The sequence below is a fragment of the Actinomadura sp. 6K520 genome, from assembly GCF_004349245.1.
Taxonomy (GTDB): Bacteria; Actinomycetota; Actinomycetes; order Streptosporangiales; family Streptosporangiaceae; genus Spirillospora.
Genome location: NZ_SMLC01000129.1, coordinates 1 through 22,112 on the forward strand (window position 1 = coordinate 1; position 22,112 = coordinate 22,112).

At 73.7% G+C, this 22,112-nt stretch carries 24 protein-coding genes; 7 read left to right on the forward strand and 17 right to left on the reverse strand.

Annotation, left to right across the window (positions count from 1 at the left end):
* Nucleotides 1–169: 169 nt before the first annotated feature.
* The 15 genes from E1289_RS27090 to E1289_RS27160 form a co-directional block, all read right to left on the reverse strand.
* Nucleotides 170–961 carry a hypothetical protein gene (locus E1289_RS27090; RefSeq protein WP_131985030.1) on the reverse strand — a complete coding sequence of 264 codons (792 nt, stop codon included), beginning with the start codon at nucleotides 959–961 and terminating at the stop codon, nucleotides 170–172.
* 70 nt (nucleotides 962–1,031) lie between these two features.
* Nucleotides 1,032–1,751: a VIT1/CCC1 transporter family protein gene (locus tag E1289_RS27095; RefSeq protein ID WP_131985032.1), complete on the reverse strand. Its 720-nt coding sequence runs from the start codon at nucleotides 1,749–1,751 to the stop codon at nucleotides 1,032–1,034.
* Nucleotides 1,752–1,781: 30 nt separating this feature from the next.
* On the reverse strand, nucleotides 1,782–3,008 hold the full coding sequence (lgt, locus tag E1289_RS27100; protein ID WP_131985034.1) for a prolipoprotein diacylglyceryl transferase: 1,227 nt from the start codon (nucleotides 3,006–3,008) through the stop codon (nucleotides 1,782–1,784).
* A gap of 43 nt (nucleotides 3,009–3,051) precedes the next feature.
* On the reverse strand, nucleotides 3,052–3,894 hold the full coding sequence (locus E1289_RS27105; protein WP_131985036.1) for a thioredoxin domain-containing protein: 843 nt from the start codon (nucleotides 3,892–3,894) through the stop codon (nucleotides 3,052–3,054).
* Nucleotides 3,895–4,051: 157 nt separating this feature from the next.
* Complete coding sequence (locus tag E1289_RS27110; protein WP_131985038.1) at nucleotides 4,052–4,828, reverse strand: thioredoxin domain-containing protein; 777 nt, start codon at nucleotides 4,826–4,828, stop codon at nucleotides 4,052–4,054.
* 56 nt (nucleotides 4,829–4,884) lie between these two features.
* Nucleotides 4,885–5,376, reverse strand: a complete 492-nt coding sequence (locus E1289_RS27115; protein WP_131985040.1) for a vitamin K epoxide reductase family protein — start codon at nucleotides 5,374–5,376, stop codon at nucleotides 4,885–4,887.
* Nucleotides 5,377–5,533: 157 nt separating this feature from the next.
* Nucleotides 5,534–6,346: a tryptophan synthase subunit alpha gene (trpA, locus tag E1289_RS27120; RefSeq protein ID WP_131985042.1), complete on the reverse strand. Its 813-nt coding sequence runs from the start codon at nucleotides 6,344–6,346 to the stop codon at nucleotides 5,534–5,536.
* Entirely contained in the window at nucleotides 6,343–7,578 is a 1,236-nt protein-coding gene (gene trpB / locus E1289_RS27125; protein ID WP_131985044.1) for a tryptophan synthase subunit beta, read from the reverse strand. Before trpB ends, trpA begins: the two co-directional genes overlap by 4 nt.
* Before the next feature lie 125 nt (nucleotides 7,579–7,703).
* On the reverse strand, nucleotides 7,704–8,510 hold the full coding sequence (gene trpC, locus E1289_RS27130; protein ID WP_131985046.1) for an indole-3-glycerol phosphate synthase TrpC: 807 nt from the start codon (nucleotides 8,508–8,510) through the stop codon (nucleotides 7,704–7,706).
* A gap of 122 nt (nucleotides 8,511–8,632) precedes the next feature.
* Nucleotides 8,633–9,076: a DUF2752 domain-containing protein gene (locus E1289_RS27135; protein WP_131985048.1), complete on the reverse strand. Its 444-nt coding sequence runs from the start codon at nucleotides 9,074–9,076 to the stop codon at nucleotides 8,633–8,635.
* Nucleotides 9,077–9,110: 34 nt separating this feature from the next.
* Nucleotides 9,111–9,776 carry a response regulator transcription factor gene (locus tag E1289_RS27140; RefSeq protein WP_131985050.1) on the reverse strand — a complete coding sequence of 222 codons (666 nt, stop codon included), beginning with the start codon at nucleotides 9,774–9,776 and terminating at the stop codon, nucleotides 9,111–9,113.
* Entirely contained in the window at nucleotides 9,773–10,393 is a 621-nt protein-coding gene (locus E1289_RS27145) for a TIGR02234 family membrane protein (RefSeq protein ID WP_131985052.1), read from the reverse strand. The genes E1289_RS27140 and E1289_RS27145 overlap by 4 nt, the downstream gene beginning before the upstream one ends.
* A gap of 16 nt (nucleotides 10,394–10,409) precedes the next feature.
* Entirely contained in the window at nucleotides 10,410–10,796 is a 387-nt protein-coding gene (gene hisI / locus E1289_RS27150) for a phosphoribosyl-AMP cyclohydrolase (protein ID WP_131985054.1), read from the reverse strand.
* A gap of 124 nt (nucleotides 10,797–10,920) precedes the next feature.
* Entirely contained in the window at nucleotides 10,921–11,127 is a 207-nt protein-coding gene (locus E1289_RS27155) for a cold-shock protein (RefSeq protein ID WP_018657218.1), read from the reverse strand.
* A gap of 252 nt (nucleotides 11,128–11,379) precedes the next feature.
* Nucleotides 11,380–12,090, reverse strand: a complete 711-nt coding sequence (locus E1289_RS27160; RefSeq protein WP_131985056.1) for a TIGR03085 family metal-binding protein — start codon at nucleotides 12,088–12,090, stop codon at nucleotides 11,380–11,382.
* Nucleotides 12,091–12,278: 188 nt separating this feature from the next.
* Between E1289_RS27160 and E1289_RS27165 the strand changes: the two genes are divergently transcribed.
* The 4 genes from E1289_RS27165 (at nucleotide 12,279) to E1289_RS27180 (ending at nucleotide 17,819) form a co-directional block, all read left to right on the forward strand.
* The gene (locus E1289_RS27165; RefSeq protein WP_131985069.1) at nucleotides 12,279–14,096 is read left to right on the forward strand and encodes an ABC transporter ATP-binding protein; all 1,818 of its coding nucleotides are present in this window, start codon (nucleotides 12,279–12,281) and stop codon (nucleotides 14,094–14,096) included.
* Between the two features lie 134 nt (nucleotides 14,097–14,230).
* Nucleotides 14,231–15,949 (forward strand): ABC transporter ATP-binding protein, encoded by a 1,719-nt coding sequence (locus tag E1289_RS27170; protein ID WP_131985071.1) that lies wholly within the window; start codon nucleotides 14,231–14,233, stop codon nucleotides 15,947–15,949.
* Between the two features lie 55 nt (nucleotides 15,950–16,004).
* Entirely contained in the window at nucleotides 16,005–17,276 is a 1,272-nt protein-coding gene (locus tag E1289_RS27175; RefSeq protein WP_243713179.1) for a hypothetical protein, read from the forward strand.
* A gap of 72 nt (nucleotides 17,277–17,348) precedes the next feature.
* Nucleotides 17,349–17,819: a hypothetical protein gene (locus tag E1289_RS27180; protein ID WP_131985058.1), complete on the forward strand. Its 471-nt coding sequence runs from the start codon at nucleotides 17,349–17,351 to the stop codon at nucleotides 17,817–17,819.
* On the opposite strand, the gene E1289_RS27185 is transcribed toward E1289_RS27180, so the two are convergent.
* Nucleotides 17,786–18,424: a hypothetical protein gene (locus E1289_RS27185; RefSeq protein ID WP_207929170.1), complete on the reverse strand. Its 639-nt coding sequence runs from the start codon at nucleotides 18,422–18,424 to the stop codon at nucleotides 17,786–17,788. The genes E1289_RS27180 and E1289_RS27185 overlap by 34 nt on opposite strands.
* A gap of 125 nt (nucleotides 18,425–18,549) precedes the next feature.
* Here E1289_RS27185 and E1289_RS27190 point away from each other — a divergent pair, with 125 nt between their 5' ends.
* Together E1289_RS27190 and E1289_RS27195 are read left to right on the forward strand one after the other, a co-directional pair.
* The gene (locus tag E1289_RS27190; RefSeq protein WP_165970630.1) at nucleotides 18,550–18,894 is read left to right on the forward strand and encodes a hypothetical protein; all 345 of its coding nucleotides are present in this window, start codon (nucleotides 18,550–18,552) and stop codon (nucleotides 18,892–18,894) included.
* Nucleotides 18,895–18,913: 19 nt separating this feature from the next.
* Complete coding sequence (locus E1289_RS27195) at nucleotides 18,914–20,089, forward strand: winged helix DNA-binding domain-containing protein (protein WP_131985062.1); 1,176 nt, start codon at nucleotides 18,914–18,916, stop codon at nucleotides 20,087–20,089.
* A 27-nt stretch (nucleotides 20,090–20,116) separates the two neighbouring features.
* On the opposite strand, the gene E1289_RS27200 is transcribed toward E1289_RS27195, so the two are convergent.
* Nucleotides 20,117–20,764 carry a hypothetical protein gene (locus tag E1289_RS27200; protein WP_131985065.1) on the reverse strand — a complete coding sequence of 216 codons (648 nt, stop codon included), beginning with the start codon at nucleotides 20,762–20,764 and terminating at the stop codon, nucleotides 20,117–20,119.
* Between the two features lie 225 nt (nucleotides 20,765–20,989).
* Here E1289_RS27200 and E1289_RS27205 point away from each other — a divergent pair.
* The coding region (locus E1289_RS27205) for a CocE/NonD family hydrolase (protein ID WP_131985067.1) at nucleotides 20,990–22,112 on the forward strand (1,123 nt) is incomplete at its 3' end.

Consider the following 22,112-nt stretch of genomic DNA (forward strand, 5'->3'; position numbering starts at 1 on the left):
TCGTGGGCTCGGAGAGGTGTATAAGAGACAGGTCCTGCGCTGGGGCGGCTGGCGGCGGCCCTGGCGGCTCATCGGCTGCCGCCGGGGGCCGCCGCGGCGGGGCTCATCGGGGTCCACAGCCGGGCAGACTACTGCCCCCGGGCCGGTGACACGCCCGGGAGCCGCCGGATCACTGGCCGGCCCCCGCGTTCGCGGCCAGGTCGAGGCGCCCGTAGAGGAAGTCGGCGGCGCCCTCGATGACCAGGCTCACGTCGATCAGCTCGTTGAGCGAGGCGGGCTGCTCCCCGCCGGCGCGCTCCACCCAGGTGATCACGGCGTAGTGGCCGTAGGTCTTGGCGTAGGCGGCGCTGAAGCCGGAGCCGAACGCGGGCACGCCCTTCGCGTTCAGGGGCTTCACCCAGCCCGCGCCGGTCTCGGCCTGCAGGTCGCGCAGGATCTGGCTGACGCCGTCCACGTTCTTCATGTTGATCACGATGAACTGGCCGACGTGCTTCTTGTCGCCGCTCACGTACGCGGAGCGGACGATCTGCGTGCAGCCGAACTTGTCGAGGTCGCCGTGCAGCCGGGCGCCCCACGTCGCGGCCTTGCAGTCCGCGGTGAGCTCCGACCCGGCGAGCTTGAAGGAGTACTTCCCCGACTGCAGGTCCTTGGCGGACGCCGCCTCACCCTCGGTGATCTCGCGAGTGTCGGCGGACCTGTCGGCGATCTGCTGGAAGCCCTCGCCGTTGAAGTCGGGCGTGTAGGCCGTCGGCACCAGCGGCTTGTCGGCCGGCGCCTCGTCCCCGCCGGTGAACATCAGCACCGCCACGACCGCGACCACCACCGCGACGAGCGCGGCGGCCGCGCCGATCAGCAGCTTCGGGCCGGGGGCCTTGCGGCCGGGCTTGTCCGCCGGCCAGAAGTCCCCGCCGCGGCCCTTGCGCGGGGCCTCCGGGGAACCTGTGTCACGAGCCTCGATCACGCCCCGGAGCTTAGCGGTCCGGTCGCCTCCCGCGGGACAGAACGGGCGTTTTATCCAGTTCGCTCGGGCGTCAGATGCCGGTCGTGCCGATCAGCGCGCCGACCACGTAGGTGATCACCGCGGCGGCGGCGCCGAACAGCAGCTGCCGCAGCCCGCCGAACCACCAGGGCCGGGTGGTGATCCGGGCCACCAGCGCACCGGCGCCGAACAGCCCGACGGCGGCGACGATCGCCGCGGGCCACAGCGCGGAGGCGCCCAGCAGGTAGGGCAGCACCGGCAGCATCGCCCCGACCGCGAACGACAGGAAGGACGAGCCCGCCGCCAGCGTCGGGGACGGCAGGTCGCCCGGCGTCACCCCGAGCTCCTCGCGGGTGTGGACCTCCAGCGCCTCGTCCGGATCCCTGGACAGCTGCCGCGCGACCTCCGCGGCGGTCTCCGGGTCCACGCCGCGCGCCTCGAAGACCCCGGCCAGCTCCCGCTCCTCGGCCACCGGATGCCGGGCCAGTTCCAGCCGCTCGACCTCGATCTCCGCCTCCGCCAGCTCCGACTGGGAGGCGACCGAGATGTACTCCCCCGCGGCCATCGAGAAGGCGCCCGCGGCCAGGCCCGCCAGCCCCGCCAGCAGGACGACGTTCCGGCTCGCCTGCCCGCCGGCCACACCCGCGATCAGCGCGAAGTTGGAGACCAGGCCGTCCATGGCACCGAACACCGCCGGCCGCAGCCAGCCGCCGGTGACGTCACGGTGCCGGTGGTGGTGCTCCGCCCGCCCGCCGGCCTGCCCGCTGGTCATGTCGCACCCACCGAAGCCCTTCGCCGACCGCTACTTCCCGTCCTTGACGGGCTCCCCTTCCGCCACCCGCCCGGCGTCGCCGGCACCATCCTCACCGGTACCGTCCCCGGACTCCGCACGCTCATCCCCGGACTCCGCACGGTCTTCCCCCGGCTCCTCCGCACGCTCGTCCCCGGGCTCCTCGGCCTTCTCGTCGCCGGCGGGGGCGGGCTTCTCCTCGTCGGCGGCCTCGCCGGTGCCGGGCTTCCCGGGATCGGGACGCTCCGCCTCGTCCTCGGGGCCAGTGTCGTTCTTCGCCTCGGACTCCTCGTCGCCCGCCGCCGCCTCGGGCTCCTTGCCGGTGTCCGGCTCGTCCTTCGGCGCGTCCTTCTTCTCCTCCGCGGGGCCCGCCGGATCGGACGGGCCGTCCGCGGGGCCGCCGACGTTCTCCGGGCCCGTGCGGTTCCTGGCCTGGTAGAGGTAGGCGACCGCGGCGAGGAAGAGGATGATCGACGTCCAGGCGTTGAGGCGCAGGCCGAGGACGTGGTGGGCCTCGTCGATGCGCAGCGTCTCGATCCAGGCCCGCCCCAGCGTGTACGCGGCGACGTAGAGCGCGAACGCGCGGCCGTGGGTGAGCTTGAAGCGGCGGTCGGCCCAGATGACGAGGACCGCGACGCCGACGCACCACAGCGACTCGTACAGGAACGTCGGGTGGTAGGTGGCGACGTCGGCGTACCGGGGGTCGAGGCCGGGGCCGCCCTCCAGCATCGGCCGGTGATCTTCGTCGATCTTCAGCGCCCAGAACGTGTCGAGGGGGCGCCCGTACAGTTCCTGGTTCCAGTAGTTGCCCCAGCGGCCGATGGCCTGCGCGAGCGCGATCCCCGGGGCGACCGCGTCGGCGAGCGGGAAGATGGAGATCCCGCGGCGCCGGCAGCCGATGAGCGCGCCGACCGCGCCGAACGCGACGGCGCCCCAGATGCCGAGGCCGCCCTGCCAGATCTCCAGTGCCCGGGCGGGGTCGCCGTCCTCACCGAAGTAGAGCTGGTAGTCGGTGAGGACGTGGTAGATCCGCCCGCCGACGAGGCCGAAGGGCACCGCCCAGACCGCGACGTCGATGATCACGCCGGGGGTGCCGCCCTTGGCGGCCCAGCGCCGCTCGCCCAGCCACACCGCGGCGACGATGCCGAGGATGATCATGATGGCGTAGGCGCGGATCGGGACGGGTCCGATGTGCCAGATGCCCTGCGAGGGGCTCGGGATGTAGGCGAGCGGCTGCATGACCGATGACGTTACCGCCTCCGGGTCTCCGCTCGCGCCCCCTCTAGGCGGGTGCCCCCGCGGCGGCGTCCGCCGCGCCGCTCGCGCTCCCGCCCGACTGCGTGCCGCGGGTGGCGGGGGCGTCGCCGCCGCCCGCCTGCGCGACGGCCTTCCGCAGATCCTCCGGCGAACCGAGGGCGTCGCCGCCGAGCTTCGCGCCGTTCAGCGCGAGGTACGGGGTCGCGTCGACGCCCGCCTGCCCGGCCGCGGTGCTCGCCTTCCCGACCAGGTCGATCCGCTGGTTCTGGTTGACGCAGGCGGCGAACGCCGGGTCGGTGACGCCCAGGTCGGCGCCCCACCTGATCAGGCTCCGGGGGGTGAAGCCGGTGGCGCCCTCGGCGGGCTGCTCGTCGAACAGCCTGTCGTGGTACGGGATCCACTTGTCGACGGGGACGCAGGCGGCGGCGTTCGCGGCCCGCCGCGAGTTGGACATCAGCGGGTCCTGCTGGAAGAGCTGGAACGGCCGGTACACGACCCTGACCTTGCCCTGCGCGGCGAGCTCCTTGAACGTGCCGCCGAGCCGCCGCTCCATCGTCGCGCAGGCCGGGCACTGGAAGTCCTCGTAGACGTCGAGGACCGGCGCGGTGACACCCGGCTGCGCCATCGCGACCGCCCCGTTCTCCAGCCGCGTCGTCGGCGCCAGCGGGCCGGAGTAGGCGTCGGTCAGGGACTCGTCCCCGACGTTGCGGGACACCGCCACGACGGTCACGGCCACGACGACCGCCGCGATGGCGACGGCGCCCAGGACGACCACCAGCAGCCGCTGGCGGCGTTGCCGGGCCGCGGCCCGTGCCCGGTCCTCCCTGAGCCGTCGGCGCGCCGACGGCCCCCTGTCCTGCTCGCTCATCGATCCCCCGCTCGGTGACTGTGCGTGTCCGTACGAACGACGAGCGTAGCGGGGATGGGCCGCCGCTGGCCGGGAAAGCGCCGCGCCGCGCCGCCCCGGGCGGGGGACGGCGCGGCGCTCGGCCGCCGGGGCGGCCGTCAGGAGCTCGAGTCGGCGCTCACTTGCCCGACGCGGCGGCCGCGTCGATCGTGGCCCGGAGGGCGGCGGGGTTCATGAACTGCGTCGAGTCCATCTCCTTGCCGTCCAGGAAGACCGAGGGGGTGCCCTGGACGCCGCGCTCCTGCAGGGCGTAGTTGGTCATCGCGTCGACCTGCGGCTTCTTCTGCTCCTCGCGCACGCACTTCTCGAAGTTCGGGTCGGTGACGCCGATGTCCTTGCCCCACTTCACCAGGTCGTCGGGCGAGAAGCCCTCCGAGCCCTCGGCGGGCTGGAACCGGAAGAGCGCCTGGTGGTAGGAGATCCACTTGTCGGCCGGGACGCACAGCGCCGCCTCGGCCGCGCGCAGCGAGTTGATCCGGATCGGGTCCTTCTGCTGGCCGAACAGGTGGAACGGCCGGTAGACGACCTTGACCTTGCCCTGTTCCGCCAGTTCCAGGACGGTCTCGCCGGTGGCGTCCTCGAACTGCTTGCAGACCGGGCACTGGAAGTCCTCGAAGATCTCCAGGACCGGCTTCTCCACCCCCGGCTGCGCCATCACGATGGAGCCGTCGTCCTGCCTGGTGAGCGGGGCGAGCGCGCCCTGGTGGACCTCGGCGCGGCCCTGCTTGCGCTGGTGGTCGACGATCAGGACGGTGCCGACCACGACGACGGCCACGGCGACCACCGAGCCGAGGACGATGGCGAGCAGCCGCCGCTGCTTCTGCCGCGCCGCCTGCCGCTTGCGCTCGGCGGCCAGGCGCTCTCTGGCGGACCGCTCTCGTGCGGCCTTGCTCATTGGTTCTCCTATGGGTGGGAGCCGCGCCGCCACCGCGGGGCGCGGTCACGGTGAGGTTAGTCGACCTGACCGATGCGCCGGAATTCGTCGATCAGGACGAGCAGGAACAGCAGGACGGTGATGACGTGGACCCCGGTGCACCACAGGCAGATCTTGTGCAGCAGCGCCAGTTCCACGGTGACGAGGTAGACGACGAACAGCACGCCGACCGCGGTGGTGGCCACCCGTCCCCACCGCACCGGCGCCCAGGAGGACCGAAGCGCCCACGGGGTGATGAGCGCGCCGAACGCGACGAAGAACGCCAGGCCCAGGAGCGGCATGGGGATCCCGAGCAGGGTGGAGTACTCGCTGGTCGTGACCGCGTGGCAGTCCACGGTCTGGGACGCCGAGCACACCAGCGCGCCCTCGTCGTAGTGCGTCACCGTGAGGTACACGGAGATCCCGAACCCGGCGACCGTCAGCAGCCAGGCCGGGATCAGGAACCATGCGGGAGGGAGCTGGGGCGTCGCCGTCTCGGCCCGGCCTTCCGCCGTCATCTCTTGCGTCATCGTGATCCTTCCAAGGACCGCCTCACCCGGCGAACACACCTTACGGGAGAGCGGGGGCACCACAACACGAACCTTGCGGCGCCCCCGGGGGTTTTCCACGGTTCCGCGGAACGCCTCCCGCCGAGGATGCCCGGCGGGAGGCGGAAGGCGGTGCGGGTCAGCGGCCGGCGCGGACGCCCTCGGCCAGTTCCGCGGTGAGCGCGCGGACGCCCGCGAGCCCGGACGCGAGGTCGGGCGCGTCCAGCAGCCGGCGGATGAACGCCGACCCGACGATCACGCCGTCGGCGAACCCGGCGACCTCGGCGGCCTGCGCGCCGCTGCCGACGCCGAGCCCCAGCCCGACCGGCAGGTCCGCCCCGCCCTTGTCGATGATCGCGCGGGTGCGCTCCACCAGGCGCGGGGCGCCGGTGTCGACGGCGGAGCGGGCACCGGTGACGCCCATCAGCGACGCCGCGTACACGAACCCGCGGCACACCCCCGTGATCTTCTCGATGCGCTCGTCGGTGGAGCTCAGCGCGACGAGGAACACGCGGTCGAGGCCGTGGGCGTCGGACGCCTCCAGCCAGGCGCCGCCCTCCTCGGGCGTGAGGTCCGGGGTGATCAGCCCGGCGCCGCCGGCGGAGGCCAGGTCGCGGGCGAACGCGTCGACGCCGTAGTGGTCGACGGGGTTCCAGTACGTCATGACGAGGGTGGGGACGCCGGTGGCGGCCACGGCCTCGACCGTCCGGAACACGTCGGCGACGCGGATGCCGCCGACGAGGGCCTGGTGGACGGCGTCCTGGATGGTGGGGCCGTCCATCATCGGGTCGCTGTAGGGCAGCCCGATCTCGATGACGTCGCAGCCCGCGTCGACCATCGTCCGCGCGGCCTCGACGGCGCCGTCGTAGGTGGGGAACCCGGCGGGCAGGTAGCCGACGAGCGCGGCCCGGCCTTCGGCCCTGGCCTTGTCGTAGGCGGTCTGGACGCTCACTTTCCCTCTCCTTCGGGCATCAGGCCGAAGAAGGCGGCGGCCGTGTGCATGTCCTTGTCGCCGCGCCCGGACAGGCACACGACGATCGTCGCGTCCCGGCCGAGCTCCCGGCCGAGCTCGGGGCCGACCTTCAGCGCGCCGGCGAGCGCGTGCGCGGACTCGATCGCCGGGATGATGCCCTCGGCGCGGCACAGCAGCGAGAACGCCTCCATCGCCTCGGCGTCGGTGATCTCGCGGTACTCGGCGCGGCCGGAGTCGCGCAGCCAGGAGTGCTCGGGCCCGACGCCGGGGTAGTCGAGACCGGCGGAGATCGAGTGGGTCTCCAGCGTCTGCCCGTCCGCGTCCTGCAGGAGGTAGGTCCGCATGCCGTGGATGACGCCGAGCGAGCCGCCGACCAGCGTCGCGGCGTGCCGGCCGCTCGCCACGCCGTCGCCGCCCGCCTCGAACCCGTACAGCCGGACCGACGCGTCGGGGACGAAGGCGTGGAAGGCGCCGATGGCGTTGGAGCCGCCGCCCACGCAGGCGACGACGGCGTCGGGGAGGGCGCCGGTCAGCTCCAGGCACTGCCGCCTGGCCTCCACCCCGATGATGCGCTGGAAGTCGCGGACCATCGTCGGGAACGGGTGCGGGCCCATGACGGAGCCGATGCAGTAGTGGGTGTCGTCGACGGTGGCGACCCAGTCGCGGAACGCCTCGTTGCAGGCGTCCTTGAGGGTGCGGCTGCCGGTCCGCACCGGGACGACCTCGGCGCCGAGCATCCGCATCCGGGCGACGTTGAGGGCCTGCCGCTCGGTGTCGACCTCGCCCATGTAGACGGTGCAGGTCAGGCCGAGCAGCGCCGCGGCGGTGGCGGTGGCGACGCCGTGCTGGCCCGCGCCCGTCTCGGCGATCACCCGGGTCTTGCCCATCCGCCGGGTGAGCAGCGCCTGCCCCAGCACGTTGTTGATCTTGTGGGAGCCGGTGTGGTTGAGGTCCTCGCGCTTGAGCAGCACCCGGGCGCCGGCGTGCTCGGAGAAGCGCTCGGCGTCCGCCAGCAGGCTCGGGCGGCCCGCGTAGTTCGCGAGGAGGCCGTCCAGCTCGGCGGTGAACGAGGGGTCCTGCTTGGCGGCCTCGAACTCGCGGGTCAGCTCGTCCAGCGCCGCCATGAGCGCCTCGGGTGCGAACCGCCCGCCGAAGGCTCCGAAATGGCCCGTCGCGTCGGGCACGGCACCGCGCGCGGTGTCGATGGTCATGAGAAAACGCGTCCTGTCATGGGAGAAGGGGCTTGCCGGGTCAGTGCCTCACCGGGCCCGCCATCGCTCCCGCAGCGGCTCCACCAGCATGTCCGTACCCTATCCGCTCCGCGTCCCCGGCACCGTCAGCCGCTCTGCCGCAGGGCGGGGTGGGCGCCGGCGGCGACCAGGTCGGCGACGGCGGCGCGCGGGTCCCTGCCGATCACGAGGCTCTCCCCCACCAGCACGGCGTCGGCGCCGCTGGAGGCGTAGGCGAGCAGGTCGTGCGGGCCGCGCACCCCGGACTCGGCGATCTTCACGACGCCCTTCGGGAGGTGCGGCGCGACCCGCGCGAACGTGCCGCGGTCGACGTGCAGCGTCCGCAGGTCGCGGGCGTTCACGCCGATGACCTTGGCACCGGCCTGCACGGCGCGGTCCGCCTCCTCCTCGGTGTGCACCTCGACGAGCGGGACCAGCCCGATCGATTCGGCCCGCTCGACCAGCGACACCAGGGCGTCCTGCTCCAGCGCGGCGACGATCAGCAGGGCCATGTCGGCGCCGTTCGCCCGCGCCTCCCACAGCTGGTAGGAGGTGACGATGAAGTCCTTGCGCAGCACGCAGACGTCGACGTTGGCGCGGACCTCGGCGAGATCCTCCAGGCTGCCGCCGAAGCGGCGCCGCTCGGTCAGCACGCTGATGACCTTGGCGCCGCCCGCCTCGTAGTCGCGGGCCAGCGCGGCGGGGTCGGCGATCGCGGCGAGCGCGCCCTTGGACGGGCTGCTGCGCTTGACCTCGGCGATCACCGAGACGCCCGGCCCGCGCAGCGCGGCGAGCGCGTCCCGCGGGGCCGGGGCCTTCGCCGCCTTGTCCTTCAGGACGTCGATCGGGACCTCTCGCTGCCTTTCGGCGAGATCGGCCCGGACGCCCTCGATGATCTCGTCCAAAACGCTCAAGGTCGCAGGCCCCCTATTTCAGTCGTTCCGTGCACCGATCGTAGCCGGAGGGTCGTATTTCCGGAGGGTCGGCCCCCGCACCCCGGCGGCCGTGCGGCGCCCTGCTTTCCTCAGGGCGTCCTTCAGGGCGCCAGGGCCTGCGCGAACGGCAGGTTGCGGACGACCCAGTACACCGCGATGACACCGACGAACGAGTAGGCCACCACGGGCCTGAACAGATCGGACCGCATCGGCATGCCCCGGGCGGCCAGCACCGTCCACCGCACGTACAGGTAGCCGAGGACCGGCAGCAGGACGAACAGCAGCGGGTTGAGCCCGAACGCGGTGCCGACGTCGCCGTGCGCGAGCGCGTGGACCAGCCGCGTCATGCCGCATCCCGGGCAGTAGAACCCGGTCAGCGCCAGGAACGGGCAACCCGGGTAGTGCCCCGCCTCGTTGGGGTCGCGGAACGTCACCAGCAGCGTGCCCGCGGCGACCGCGCCCAGCACCGCCGCCTGCGGCACCAGTCTCCGCAGCACGGTGCGCGGGCGCGGATCCTCGTGCGCGTGGACGGACACCCGGGTCATGCGTCCACCCTAATGCGGCGCCCGCCCGGGGGGATCAGGCGTCCAGGACGTAGCCGACGCCCCGGACCGTCCTGATCGGGTTGCCTTCGCCGAGCTTGGCGCGGAGCTGCGCGACATGGACGTCGACGGTGCGGCTTCCGGCTCCCGCGCCGGGACCCCAGGCGGCGTCGAGGAGCTGCTCGCGGGTGTAGACGCGGCCGGGGTTGCCCATCAGGAACTCCAGGAGGTCGAACTCGGTGGCGGTGAGGCCGACGCGGCGGTCGCCGATGACGGCGGTGCGGCCGCGGGGGTCGAGGGCGAGGGCGCCGGCGCGCAGCGGGGCGGGCGTCCCGGCGGGGGCGCCGCGGCGCAGGGCCTCGGCGACGGCGCCGACGAGGACGCGGGGGCCGAAGGGCCGGTCGATCCGGTGCTCGCCGAGGGCGCGGGCGATGGCGGGGTCCAGGGGGCCGGTGACCGCGATGACGGGGGCGGGCCGCGCGGCCTCCGACACGCGCCGGTACAGGTCGGCGGGCAGCGCCGACGCGGACAGGTCCAGGACGACGACGTCGGGGCGGGAGCGCCCGGCGGCCATGGGCGCGCGGGCGGGGTCGGGTTCGATCTCGACGTCGAAGCCCTCCCGGGCGAGGTAGCGGCGCTGCAGTTCGGCGACCGCGGGGTCGTGCTCGGCCACCAGGACGAGCCCGCCGCCGTCGGTGTTCACGGCCGGCCGTTCGTCCGGGCGGTGGGGTCCTCACCGCGGTCGAGGGACTTCCACATGGCGGACGGGTCCTGCTCCCCCGGGTCCTCCCCGGTCTCCTTCCCGGTGTCGCCGGCGGCGGTTCCGCGCGGGGCCGCGCGTTCGTAGCGGGCGGACATGCCGGGCCACCGCCGGCCGCGGACGGCGGTGACGAGGCCGGCGGCGGCGAGCAGGACGCCGCCGGTGACCGAGACCATCCACCACAGGTTGACGTCCATGGCCGGGTCGGTGCCGAGGGACATGAGGGCGCTCTTGTCGCCGGCGGCGGACAGCACGTTCGGACGCTGGACGGCGGCCGTCGACGCGTAGCCGATCCCGGCGCCGAACAGGGCGATGAGGACGCCGACGGCCGCGCGGGCACGGCCGCGGGTGGCGAACAGCGCGGCCAGGCCGGCCAGCCCCGCCCAGCCGAGGGCGCCCGCGGCGCCGCCGAGGTCGCCGCCGGTCAGGCTCTGGGTGAGCGGGGTGATCGCGTCCTCGGCCCTGACCGTGGCCCAGGTGCGCCCGGCCGCGAGGAGGACGAGGCCCGCCCCGGCGGCGCAGAGCAGCGCCGTCAGGCCGCGTTCGCGCCCGGGGGTCATCCGCCGCGCCCGGAGGTCATGACGCCGCGGCGGGTCGTTCCCCGACCACGGCGGGAAGGACGTCGGCGTCCCAGCAGGTGCGGTCGCCGGTGTGGCAGGCGGCGCCGACCTGGTCGACCTTCACCAGGACCGCGTCGGCGTCGCAGTCCAGCGCGACCGACTTGACCCACTGCTGGTGGCCGGAGCTCTCACCCTTCACCCAGTACTCCTGGCGGCTGCGCGACCAGTAGGTGCAGCGCCCGGTGGTGAGGGTGCGGTGCAGGGCCTCGTCGTCCATCCAGCCGAGCATGAGCACTTCGCCGGTGTCGTACTGCTGGGCGATGGCGGGCACGAGCCCGTTCGGGTCGCGCTTCAGCCGGTCGGCGATCTTGGGGTCCAGATTGGACGGTCGAGGAGCGGACATGCGAGCGAGTTTATTGCAGTCCCCGGCGGCCGGGGGCCGGGGGCGCGGCCGGACGCGGGTGGTCCGCCACGAAAGGGCCCGCCTCCCGGATGGGAGGCGGGCCCAGACGTACGACTATCGGGTGTTACAGGGGGACGACCTGGTCAGCCTGCGGACCCCGGTTTCCCTGCGTCACCTCGAACTGGACGCGCTGGTTCTCGTCCAGTGTGCGGTAGCCGGAGCTCTGGATGGCCGAGTAGTGCACGAAGACGTCCGGTCCGCCGCCGTCGACGGCGATGAATCCGAAACCCTTCTCGGCGTTGAACCACTTCACGGTGCCCTGCTGGGGCATGTCTTTCTCCTTGCGGCAAAACCTGGGCCCACACCTCGCGGGCCCGTGCGGTCGCTGCGGCACGCTCTCGCCCCCCGGTACGGTCCCGGAAAAGCCAAAACGCCCGCTGCCATCAGTCCGCGGGCGTCTGGACGAACGATCGAGAACCACGACTGCAACCGACCGCCCCACCGTATCACCGCTTCCGCCTAAAACGGAGGAGCTGCAAGGTTCGCGATTCTCCCGCGAGCGAACCCTGCCGTTACCTGCCCGTTAAAGACTCCAACCGGTCTCGGTCAGGGCCTTGACAGCCTCGGTGTCGCCGGTGACACGGACTCTCGCGACGTCCCGGCGGCCCAGTGCCCACAGGACCAGTTCGCCGACCGGGCCGTGCACGCGCACGCCTCCGGGGGGCGCCCCCCGGGCGGAGCGGCCGCGTCCGGACACGCGGAGGCTCCGCCCGTCCGGCTGGACCAGCGTTACCTCGACGTGAACCTTTCTTAGGACAAGGCGGGCAATTCTTATCCTCCGCCAGAGCAGTTCCTCGAGTTCCGTTGGGATGTCCCGCGGCTCCCAGTCGGGACGTGCGCGCAGGACGTCCTCATGGTGAACAAAGAACTCCACGCCGTTGGCGATTTTGTCCACGCCGGGAAGCGCGTACGGCGAGGTCTTCGGCGGCCCCTCCCGGAACCGTTCCACCAGCCGGTCGAACGGGACGGCACGGGCCGTCCGGCGCCGGACGCGCTCGGTGTAGCCGGACAGCGGCGGCAGGATGATGCCGGGCGCCGCGTCCGGCCTGCGCTCGCGGACGACGAGGTGGGCGGTGAGGTCGCGGGCGTCCCAGCCGGCGCATTTCGTGGCCGCGTCCGGCCCCGCCTCCGCCAGGGCCGCGGCGAGCAGCAGCCGTTCACGGCGGACGGGATCGGTGCCGGCGGCGGAGGGGCCGGGACCGGCGGGGGCCGGGCCGTCCTCGGGCGTGCTCATCGCCCGATCGTAGAACGCGGCGGGCGGACCGGGAATAAGCGGGGGGTACCGGATGGTAGGCATATCCAGGCCCGCAAACCCCCGGAGCCCCGTTCGCGGGGGGCGGTTCCCCGGGCCGCCGCCGTGATCGAGGAGTCGCCGTGCCACCTGCGTCGAGACGCGTCAGCCCGCACATCTTGCGGGAGGGGATGAGCGTCCTGTGGGTGGCGGTGAGGGCCGAGCCGCGCGTCTTCACGCTGTCGGTGCTCGCCAGCGCGCTGTACGCGGCGATGACCGTGGCGTCCGCGCAGGTGCTCGGCTGGGCGACCCAGGAGGTGGTGCTGCCCGCGTTCGAGGCCGGGCGCACCACGGCCGGCACGCTGGCCGCCGCGGCCGCGGCGATCACGGGGGTGGCGCTGCTCAAGGCGATCGGCGTGGCGGGGCGCCGCTTCTACGCGGGCCTCATGCAGTACCGGCTGCAGGCCGAGTACCGGCGCTCGGTGACCCGGCAGTACCTGCGGCTCCCGCTGGCGTGGCACCACCGGCATCCGGCGGGGCAGCTGCTGTCCAACGCCAACGCCGACGTGGAGGCGGTGTGGGCGCCGATCGCGCCGCTGCCGATGGCGGTCGGCGTCGTGTTCATGCTGCTGATCGCGGCGGTGTCGATCCTGTTCACCGACCTGGTCGTCGCCGGCGTCGGGTTCCTGGTCTTCCCCGCGATCGCGCTGATCAACGTGGTGTACCAGCGGAGGCTGTCGCCCGTCGCGACCCGGGCGCAGCAGCTGCGCGCCGAGGTCAGCGAGGTGGCGCACGAGAGCTTCGAGGGCGGCCTGGTGGTCAAGACCCTCGGCCGGGAGGCCGCGGAGACCGCGCGGTTCACCGAGGGCGCGGAGGCGCTGCGGGACGCCAACGTGGCGGTCGGCCGGATCCGCGGGCTGTTCGACCCGGTGCTGGAGGCGCTGCCCAACCTGGGCGTCCTCGCCGTCCTGCTGATCGGCTCGGTGCGCCTGGACTCGGGGGCGATGTCGCCGGGCGACCTGGTGAACGTCGCGTACCTGTTCACGCTGCTGTCGTGGCCGATCCGGGCGCTGGGCTGGGTGCTGGGCGAGGTGCCGCGCAGCGTCGTCGGGTGGCGGCGGGTCAGGGGCGTCCTGGACGCGTCCGGGTCCCTCCCGTACGGGGACGGCTCGCTGAACGGCTCCGGCGGGGACGGCGCGACCGCGCTGGAGGTCCGGGAGATCCGCTTCGGCTACGAGTCCGCCGGGGACGGCGACGGCGGCGCGGGCGGGCGGCCCGTCCTGCACGACGTGTCGTTCGCCGCGGCCCCGGGCCGCACGATCGCGCTCGTCGGCCCCACGGGGTCGGGCAAGTCGACGCTCACCTCGCTGCTCGTCCGGCTCGTCGACCCGGCGGACGGGTCGGTGCTCCTCGACGGCACCGACCTGCGCGACGTGGAGCGGGGCGGGATCGCCGAGACGGCTGCGCTCGTCCCCCAGCAGACGTTCCTGTTCGACGACACCGTCCGCGGCAACGTGACGCTGGGCCTGGACGTGCCCGACGAGCGGGTCTGGGAGGCGCTGCGCCTCGCCCAGGCCGAAGGGTTCGTCGCGGCGCTCTCCGGCGGCCTCGACACGAAGGTGGGCGAGCGCGGGGCGACGCTGTCGGGCGGGCAGCGGCAGCGGCTCGCACTGGCGCGGGCGCTGGTGCGGCGGCCCCGGCTGCTCGTCCTGGACGACGCCACGTCCAGCGTGGACCCGCAGGTGGAGGCCCGCATCCTGCAGAACCTCCGGGAGGCGCGGACCGGCGAGGAGGCGGGCGGCGCGACCGTCGTGGTCGTCGCCTACCGCAAGGCCACGATCGCGCTGGCCGACGAGGTCGTCTACCTGGAGCACGGCCGCGTCACCGCGCGCGGCCCGCACGCCGAGCTGCTGGAGAGCTCGGAGGGCTACCGCAACCTCGTCAACGCCTACGAGCGGGCCGAGGCGGAGCAGGAGGCCCTTGAGGGCGGCGAGGAGGCACTGGCGTGACCACGGCGAAGACGGCGAAGACGGTGAAGAAGGCGAGCACGGCCGACACGGCCGACACCGCCAAGGCGGACGGCACCGGCCTGAGCGGGGCCGCGACGACCGAGGGCGCGATCAGCACGCTCAAGCGCGGCATCATGCTGAGCCCGGAGTTCCGGGCCGGCCTGGCCGGGACGCTGCTGCTCGCGCTGCTGTCGACGGCGGGCCGCGTGGTGGTGCCGGTCGCCGTCCAGCAGACGATCGACAAGGGCATCGGCAACCCCGGCGGCCCCGACATCGGCTTCATCCGGACGGCGGTCCTGGTATGCGCGGTGGCGGTGGTGGTGACGGCCGTGTGCGCGTACCTGATGAACGTCCGGCTGTACAGGGCGTCCGAGGGCGGGCTGGCGGGGCTGCGGATCAAGGCGTTCCGGCACGTGCACGACCTGTCGATGCTCACCCAGAGCGGGGAGCGGCGCGGCTCGCTGGTGTCGCGGGTGACGAGCGACGTCGACCAGATCAGCCAGTTCATGCAGTCCGGCGGGCTGATGTTCCTCATCTCGATCGGCCAGCTGTTCGTGGCGAGCGTGCTGATGGTCGTCTACTCGTGGCAGCTGGCCCTGCTGGTCTGGGCGTCGTTCCTGCCGCTGGCGTTCGCCCTGCGCCTCTTCCAGCGGGTCCTGTCGCGGTCGTACATGCTGGTCCGGGAGCGGACGGCGGACATGCTGGCGGCGGTCAGCGAGTCGGTCGTCGGCGCCGCGGTGATCCGCGCGTACGCCTCGGAGGAGCGCACGGGACGGCGCGTGGAGCGGACCGTAGAGGCCCACCGCGACGCCCAGACCCGCGCCCAGGCCATGGTCGCGCTCACCTTCCCGGTGAGCGAACTGGTCGCCGCCGTGGCCACGGCCGCGGTCGTCATCGCGGGGACGCTGCTCGGCATCGCCGGTCAGGTGTCGGCGGGCGAGCTGGTCGCGTTCCTGTTCCTGGTCACCCTGTTCGTCAGCCCGATGCAGGCGGCCACCGAGGTGTTCAACCAGGCGCAGAACGCCATCGCGGGGTGGCGGCGGGTGCTCGGCGTGCTGGACACCGTCCCGGACGTCGCCGACCCGGGCGACGGCGGCGAGACGCTCCCGCGCGGCCCGATCGAGGTGCGGTTCGAGAACGTGGGGTTCGCCTACCCGGGCGGCCCTCCCGTCCTGCACGACGTGAGCGTGGACATAGCGCCCCGCAGCCGCGTCGCGATCGTGGGGCAGACGGGCTCGGGCAAGACGACGTTCGCCAAGCTCCTCACCCGGCTCATGGACCCGGTGTCCGGCCGGATCCTCGTGGACGGCGTCCCGCTCGACCGCGTCCGCTTCTCGTCGCTGCGCGAGCGGATCGTCATGGTGCCGCAGGACGGTTTCCTCTTCGACGCCTCCCTGGCGGACAACATCCGCTACGGGCGCCCGGACGCCTCCGACGACGACCTCGTCCTCGCCCTGACCGAACTGGGTCTCGCCGACTGGCTCGACGGGCTCCCCGACGGGCTGGGCACGCCGGTCGGCCAGCGCGGCGAGTCGCTGTCGGCGGGCGAGCGCCAGCTGGTCGCGCTGGCCCGCGCCTACATCGCCGACCCGGACCTCCTGGTGCTGGACGAGGCGACCTCCGCCGTGGACCCGGCCACGGAGGTCCGCATCCAGCGGGCCCTCGACGGCGCGACCCGCGGCCGCACCGCGATCGCCATCGCCCACCGCCTGTCGACGGCCGAGGCGGCGGACGAGGTCATCGTCTTCGAGGCGGGCCGCATGGTCCAGCGCGGCTCCCACGCGGACCTGGTGGCCCGGCCGGGCGTCTACGCCGACCTACACGCCTCCTGGGCGGCCCAAAGAACCCTGTGACAACGCGACTGATAAACACTTGCCCGGTATCTACTCTCGTGCGCATTCTGCTGAGGTGAGCAACGGAGTCGTGTTGGAATCGGCGGACACGCTGCACGGTCAGCTGCAGCGGGGTCTCGGAAGGGCCGCGCGGCGCGCGGCGGACAGGCGGGGCGCGGGCGAGTACGTCTACGACTGCGTCCGGCGGGATCCGCGGTGGGATCACCAGTGCGAGTCGCGGCGGCTGTACTACGCCCGGTTGATGGTCGATCTGGAGATGCCGGCGGGGCCGGTGGCGGCGCATCTGTTCGATCCGTCCGATCTCGCGGACGGGGACGACTGGCGGGTGCATCTGGCGCTGGGGGTGCTGGCGGATCTGGTGCGGCTGAGCCGGCGGGAGGCGGCCGCGCCGCTGCGACGGTACGCCGAGGAGGGCGCGCACTGGTTCGACGCGGTCGAGGAGCTGATCGTCCTCGCGGACCCGTCGCTGACGGTCGGCCTGGAGGACCTGGTCGCCGCCCGGTGCGACGACGCCGATCTCGAGATGCTGATTCCGGCGCGGGGGAACCCGGTGATCGAGACGTGGGCGGCGCGGCAGCCGCGGATCGCCGCTGCCCTGACGCGCCGGCGGGAGGCCGGAAGGGCGGCGCGGCGGACGGTGGTCACGGCGCCCGGCCGGGACGGGCAGAGCGAGGAGGAGCTGCTGGAGGTCGCGCGGGGCCGGGGCGAAGGCGCCCTCGCGGCGATCTTCGAGCTGGGCCGGCGGCGTACGCTCGCGCTGCTCGACCTCGCCGAGGAGCTGCTGCCGCGGGAGGACCACGACCCGGGGCCGAGCAGATTCGGCAGTGCGGTGCGCCGGGCTTTGCGGGAGTACGGGCCGGAGACGCTGCCGCGGGCGCGGGTGTGGGCGGCCGGGCGCGGTGGGCGCGCCGAGCTGGGGTTGAGCATCCTCGCGCGTTACGGAACCCGCCAGGACGTCCCGCTGCTGATGGACGAGTTGCGCACGGCCCTCGAAGGGCACGAGTGGCGGGCCGCCGCGAATCCGGTCGTGGGGCTCGGCCGGCTGCGCGCCGGTGAGGCCGTCCCGTTGCTGAAGTCCGCTTGGACCGAGACCGCCTATGCCTATCTGAGACCGCGAATACTGACGGCGTTGACACGGACCGCCCCGCACACGGCCGAGGCTTACACCATCGAGGGGCTCTGGGACTGCGAGGAAGGGGCGCGGTGCGAGGCCGCGCGCTCGGTGCCGCTGACGCGGGAGACGCGGATCCGGCTGCAGCGGCTGCACCACGATCCGGCCGAGGAGACCGATGTCCGCACCGCCGCGGGGGCACGCCTGATCACCTGAGACTTCGGTGAACCCGGCGGTGGCGACGCGCGTATACACCTCCTGAATCGCGCGTACACCCCGGAGGAAGCGATGAGTCCCCGACACCATCTCGTCCCGAAGAAGCGGGCCCTGCTCTGCGCCGCCGCGGCGCTCGCGCTGCCGCTGGCGGCCGGCTGCGGCGGCTCCGGCGACCCGAAGGAGCCCGAGCCGGCCAGCCTGCAGGAGCTCGCCGAGCAGACGAACTGCTCCGTCACCGGCAAGCGCAAGGTGGCCGACATGGAGCAGGGGAACTGCAAGAACGACCTGGGCCGCTACGTGCTGGTCAGCTTCTCCTCCGACAAGAAGATGAACACCTGGCTGACGGAGGCCAAGCCCTGGGGCGGCGCGTACCTGGTGGGGGCGAGCTGGATCGTGGTGAGCGAGGAGAAGACGCTGCAGACGATCCGCAAGGACCTCGGCGGGAAGATCGTCCACGGTGACGACCACAGCTGGGGCGACGGGAACGGCGGGAAGGGCAACAGCGGCGGTCACGGATCCGGCGGGCACGGGGACGGCGGCTGAGCCCCGCTGACCAGCAGGACCCCCCAGCGTTCCAGGGCGGGGCCGGTGCGCGCCAGGACGCGCCGCGCGGCCAGGCCGCGGCCGATCGTGCCCGGGTGCAGCAGCGGATGCCCGGGGCCGTCGACGACGACCCGGACGGCGGCGACCGGGCGGTCGCCGGCCCGCGCGGCGACCAGCGCGGACTCCATGTCCGCGACCCGCGCGCCCCGCGCGGCCAGGACGGCCCGCTCCCGGCCGCGGACGATGTGCCCGGTGGTGACCAGCGGCCCCACCTGGACGCTGAGGCCGTCCCTGATGAGCTCTTCGGCGAGCAGGCGCGGCGCGCTGCACGGCACCGCCGCGAAGTCCGGTCCGGTGCCGCGGATCTCGTCGGCGACCAGGACGTCGCCCGGCCGCAGCCGCTCGTCGAGCGCGCCGCCGAAGCCGACCGTGACCAGGGCGGCGCAGTCGTCCGGGAGCCGGTCGGCGCGGCGGGCGCGGTAGCCGACGACCACGACGGGGGTCCGGGCGAGGCCGCGGCGAAGGGCGCGGGCCTCCATGCCCAGCGCCGCGCACACCACCGGCCCGACCACCGGCAGCGACCCCACCGCGTCGTCACTGATCACCGCTTCAGCGAAACACGATGTCACCCGGAGATCCAGTCGCGTCACCGCGGAGTACCACATCCGTGCCGTGCGAATCCGTCCCGCGGAGGGTCCCGGCGGGCGGTGCTCCCCATAGACTCGCCGGCATGATCTCCACTCCCCTGCGGCGAAAGCTGGCCGTCCTCTCGTTCGTCCTGCTGCCGCTCGGCGCCGCCGCCGCGGCGTGCGGCGGCGAGAACAGCAGCACCGAGTGCGGTGTGAACTCCTGCACGGTCACGTTCGAGCGCGGCGTCGAGGCGAGCGCGTCCATCCTCGGCGTGAAGGCCGAACTGGTGGAGGTGCGCGGCCAGCTGGTCACGCTGAAGATCGCGGGGCAGACCGTGACGGTGCCGGTGGGCGAGGGCGAGCAGTCCGAGGGCTTCAACGTGTCGGTGCAGTCGGTGACCGACGACCAGGTCGTCGTGAAGATCTCCAACAGCGGCGGCGGCTGAACCCCGCTACGATTCGCTCATGCGTTCGATGAGCGTCGCGGAGCGCCGGGCCCGGCTCGGCCTCCGCCACCGGCTGGCCCCCCGCGGCAGGACCGACGACCCCGCCGACATCGCGCGGTCGCTGGTGGTGCTGCACGCGACCGACCCCGCCACCGTGTTCCTGTCGGTCGCGGCCCGCGGCGTCGGCGCCGTCCCGGAGACGGTGGAGCGGGCGCTGTACGACGACCGGACGCTGCTGCGGATGCTCGCGATGCGCCGGACGATGTTCGTCGCGCCCGTCGAGCTGGTCCCGGTGCTGCAGGCCGCCACGGCGAACGCCCTGGCCGCCAGGCAGCGCGCCACCTATGCCCGGATCATCGAGCGCGGCAGCGACATCACCGGCGCCGCCTCCTGGTTCGCGGAGGTCGAGGAGGCCGCGCACCGGGCGCTGCTGGCGCGCGGCGAGGCGACCGGTGCGCAGCTCAGCGCGGACGAGCCGCTGCTGCGCACACGGGTCGACCCATCGCCCGGCAAGCCGTACTCCAAGCCCACGAACGTCACCACGTGGATCCTGGTCACGCTCGGATGTGCGGGACGCATCGTCCGCGGGCGCCCGAACGGCTCGTGGGTCAGCAGCCAGTACCGGTGGTCGCCCATCGAGACCTGGCTGCCCGGCGGCATCGAGGAGGTCCCGGCCGACACCGCCCGCGCGGAGCTGGTGCGCCGCTGGCTGCGCGCCTTCGGGCCCGCGCCCGTCGCCGACCTGAAGTGGTGGACGGGCTGGAACGCCGGCGACGTCCGGAAGGCGCTCGCGCTCCTCGACGTCACCGAGGTCGATCTCGGCGGCGCCACCGGCGTGGTGCTGTCCGACGACCTGGAACCCGGGCCGGTCCCCGAGCCGTGGGCCGCGCTGCTGCCCGCCCTCGACGCGACGCCGATGGGCTGGCGGGAACGCGGCTGGTTCCTCGGCGGCCACGGCCCGCGGCTGTTCGACCGGAACGGCAACATCGGCCCGTCCGTCTGGTGGGACGGCCGCATCGTCGGCGGCTGGGCGCAGCGCGCGGACGGCGAGATCGCCGTCCGCGTCCTGGAGGACGTCGGCGCCGACGCCGAGGCGGCGATCGAACGCGAGGCCGCACGCGTGTCGGCCTGGTACGGCGGCATCCGCGCGACGCCCCGCTTCCGCACCCCGCTGGAACGGGAGCTCACGTCCTGACGCGCGCGGCCGGGCCCGCCCCGGGCCTCAGCGGCCGAGGTGGCCGAGGTGGCCGGGGTGCCCGGGGTGGCCCGTGAGAGCGGCCGCCCTGCGCTTGGCGCCGCCGCGGCGGACGAGGGTGATCACGAACGCGACGGCCGAGAACAGGGCGAGGCCGAACGCCGCGAAGAGGGTGAAGCCGAGGTAGGCGTCGACGGTGTCGTCCGGCGTGACGAGCAGCGGGCCTTCGGTGCCGCGGCAGCGGAGCGTCGCCTTCCCGGTCACGGGCGACTCGAACGTGGCGGTGTAGCGGAAGGCGGGGCGTTCCGTGGCGCTCCAGGAGTTCTGCCGGGTCAGCTGGATGTAGCCCGACCGGCCTTCCATCTCCACCGAGCACGCGAACGGTGAGGACTGGCCGGTGCGCACGTAGATGAAGTAGCCGTGGCCGTCGGAGAGCCGGACCGGGACGCCGGAGACGGGATCGCCGGTCGCCGACGGGCCGTCCGCGACGCGTGAGTCGTCCCACAGCAGCCCGAACACCGTGACGCATCCCGCGATCGCGACGAGCAGCAGCAGGACCGGCAGGGCGTACCAGCCCGCCCCCGGCCTGATGGACCGCCCCTGCGCCCAGGGTGGCCCCGCCTGGCCCCGCCCCGGGGGCGGCGGCCCCAGCGGCGGGCTCGACCCGGGCCACATCGGCTTCCCCCCTGCCGGTTGTGCGAAAACGCAACGATCTCAGACAAGTTCCCGCCCCCGCCAGGGGCGCCGTTTGTAAAGGGCCGCTGATCGTCGCGTTCGGACACGTCTCAAACGGGGCGCCGGCGGGTCCGACCGGCGGCGATCGCGGTCGTCCGGACCGGCTACCTTACTAACTAGTAGCAAAGAGACGGCATGCACGGAGACAGCCGTTTGGGAGACAGCATGGCCCCCTGGGACCGACTGACCGCGCCACCGATCCGGCTCCGCCGCGGACTCGCCCCCTACACCGTCGAGCGGGACATACCCGTGACCATGCCGGACGGCGTGACGCTTCTCGCCGACCGGTACGTCCCGGCCGGTGCCGTCCGCCCGCCCACGATCCTGGTGCGCACCCCCTACGGGCGCCGCGGCCCGGCCGCGCTCGCCAACGGCCTGCTGCTCGTCCCCTTCGGTTTCCAGCTGGTGGTGCAGAGCGCCCGCGGGACCTTCGGGTCAGGCGGCGAGTTCGACCCGCTCGGCAGCGAGCACGCCGACGGGCTCGCCACCGTGGAGTGGCTGAAGCGGCAGCCGTGGTTCCACGGCACGTTCGCCACCTACGGCGCCAGCTACCTCGGCTACTCCGCCTGGGCGCTCGCCGCCGAGGCGGGGCCGGAGCTGAAGGCGATGTCCCTGCAGATCACCGCGTCCTCGTTCCGGGACGCCGCCTATGTCGGCGGGTCGTTCGCGCTGGAGTCCACCCTCACATGGACCGACCTCACGCAACGGCAGGCGCAGCCGTTCGGGATGCTGACCGCGCCGCTGCTGTCCCGCCGCCGCGCCGTGCGCGCCGCCCGCTCCGGCCGCCCCCTCGCCGAGCTGGACGTCCTGACCGGCGGCCGGCCGATGCGCTTCTACCAGGACGTCCTCGCCAACCACGCGGCCGCGGACGGCTACTGGGACACCCGCGACTTCAGCGGGACGGTCGGCACCGTCGAGGCGCCCGTCAACCTCCTCGGCGGCTGGTACGACGTGTTCCTGCCCTGGCAGATCAAGGACTACCTGGCGCTGCGCGGCGCCGGGCAGCGCCCGTACCTGACCATCGGCCCCTGGTGGCACACCGACGCCCGGCACGGCCTCCCGGCGCTGCGCGAGTCGCTCGCCTGGTTCCGCGCCCACCTGCTCGGCGACACCTCGGGACTGCGCACCGACCCCGTCCGCGTCTACGTGACGGGCGCGCGGGAGTGGCGGCACTTCGCCGACTGGCCGCCGCCGGGGACGCGGCAGATCCGCTGGCACCTGCACGCCGGCTGGGGCCTCGGCGAGGACGGCCCGCCGCCCGCCCCCGCGAGCAGGTACCGGTTCGACC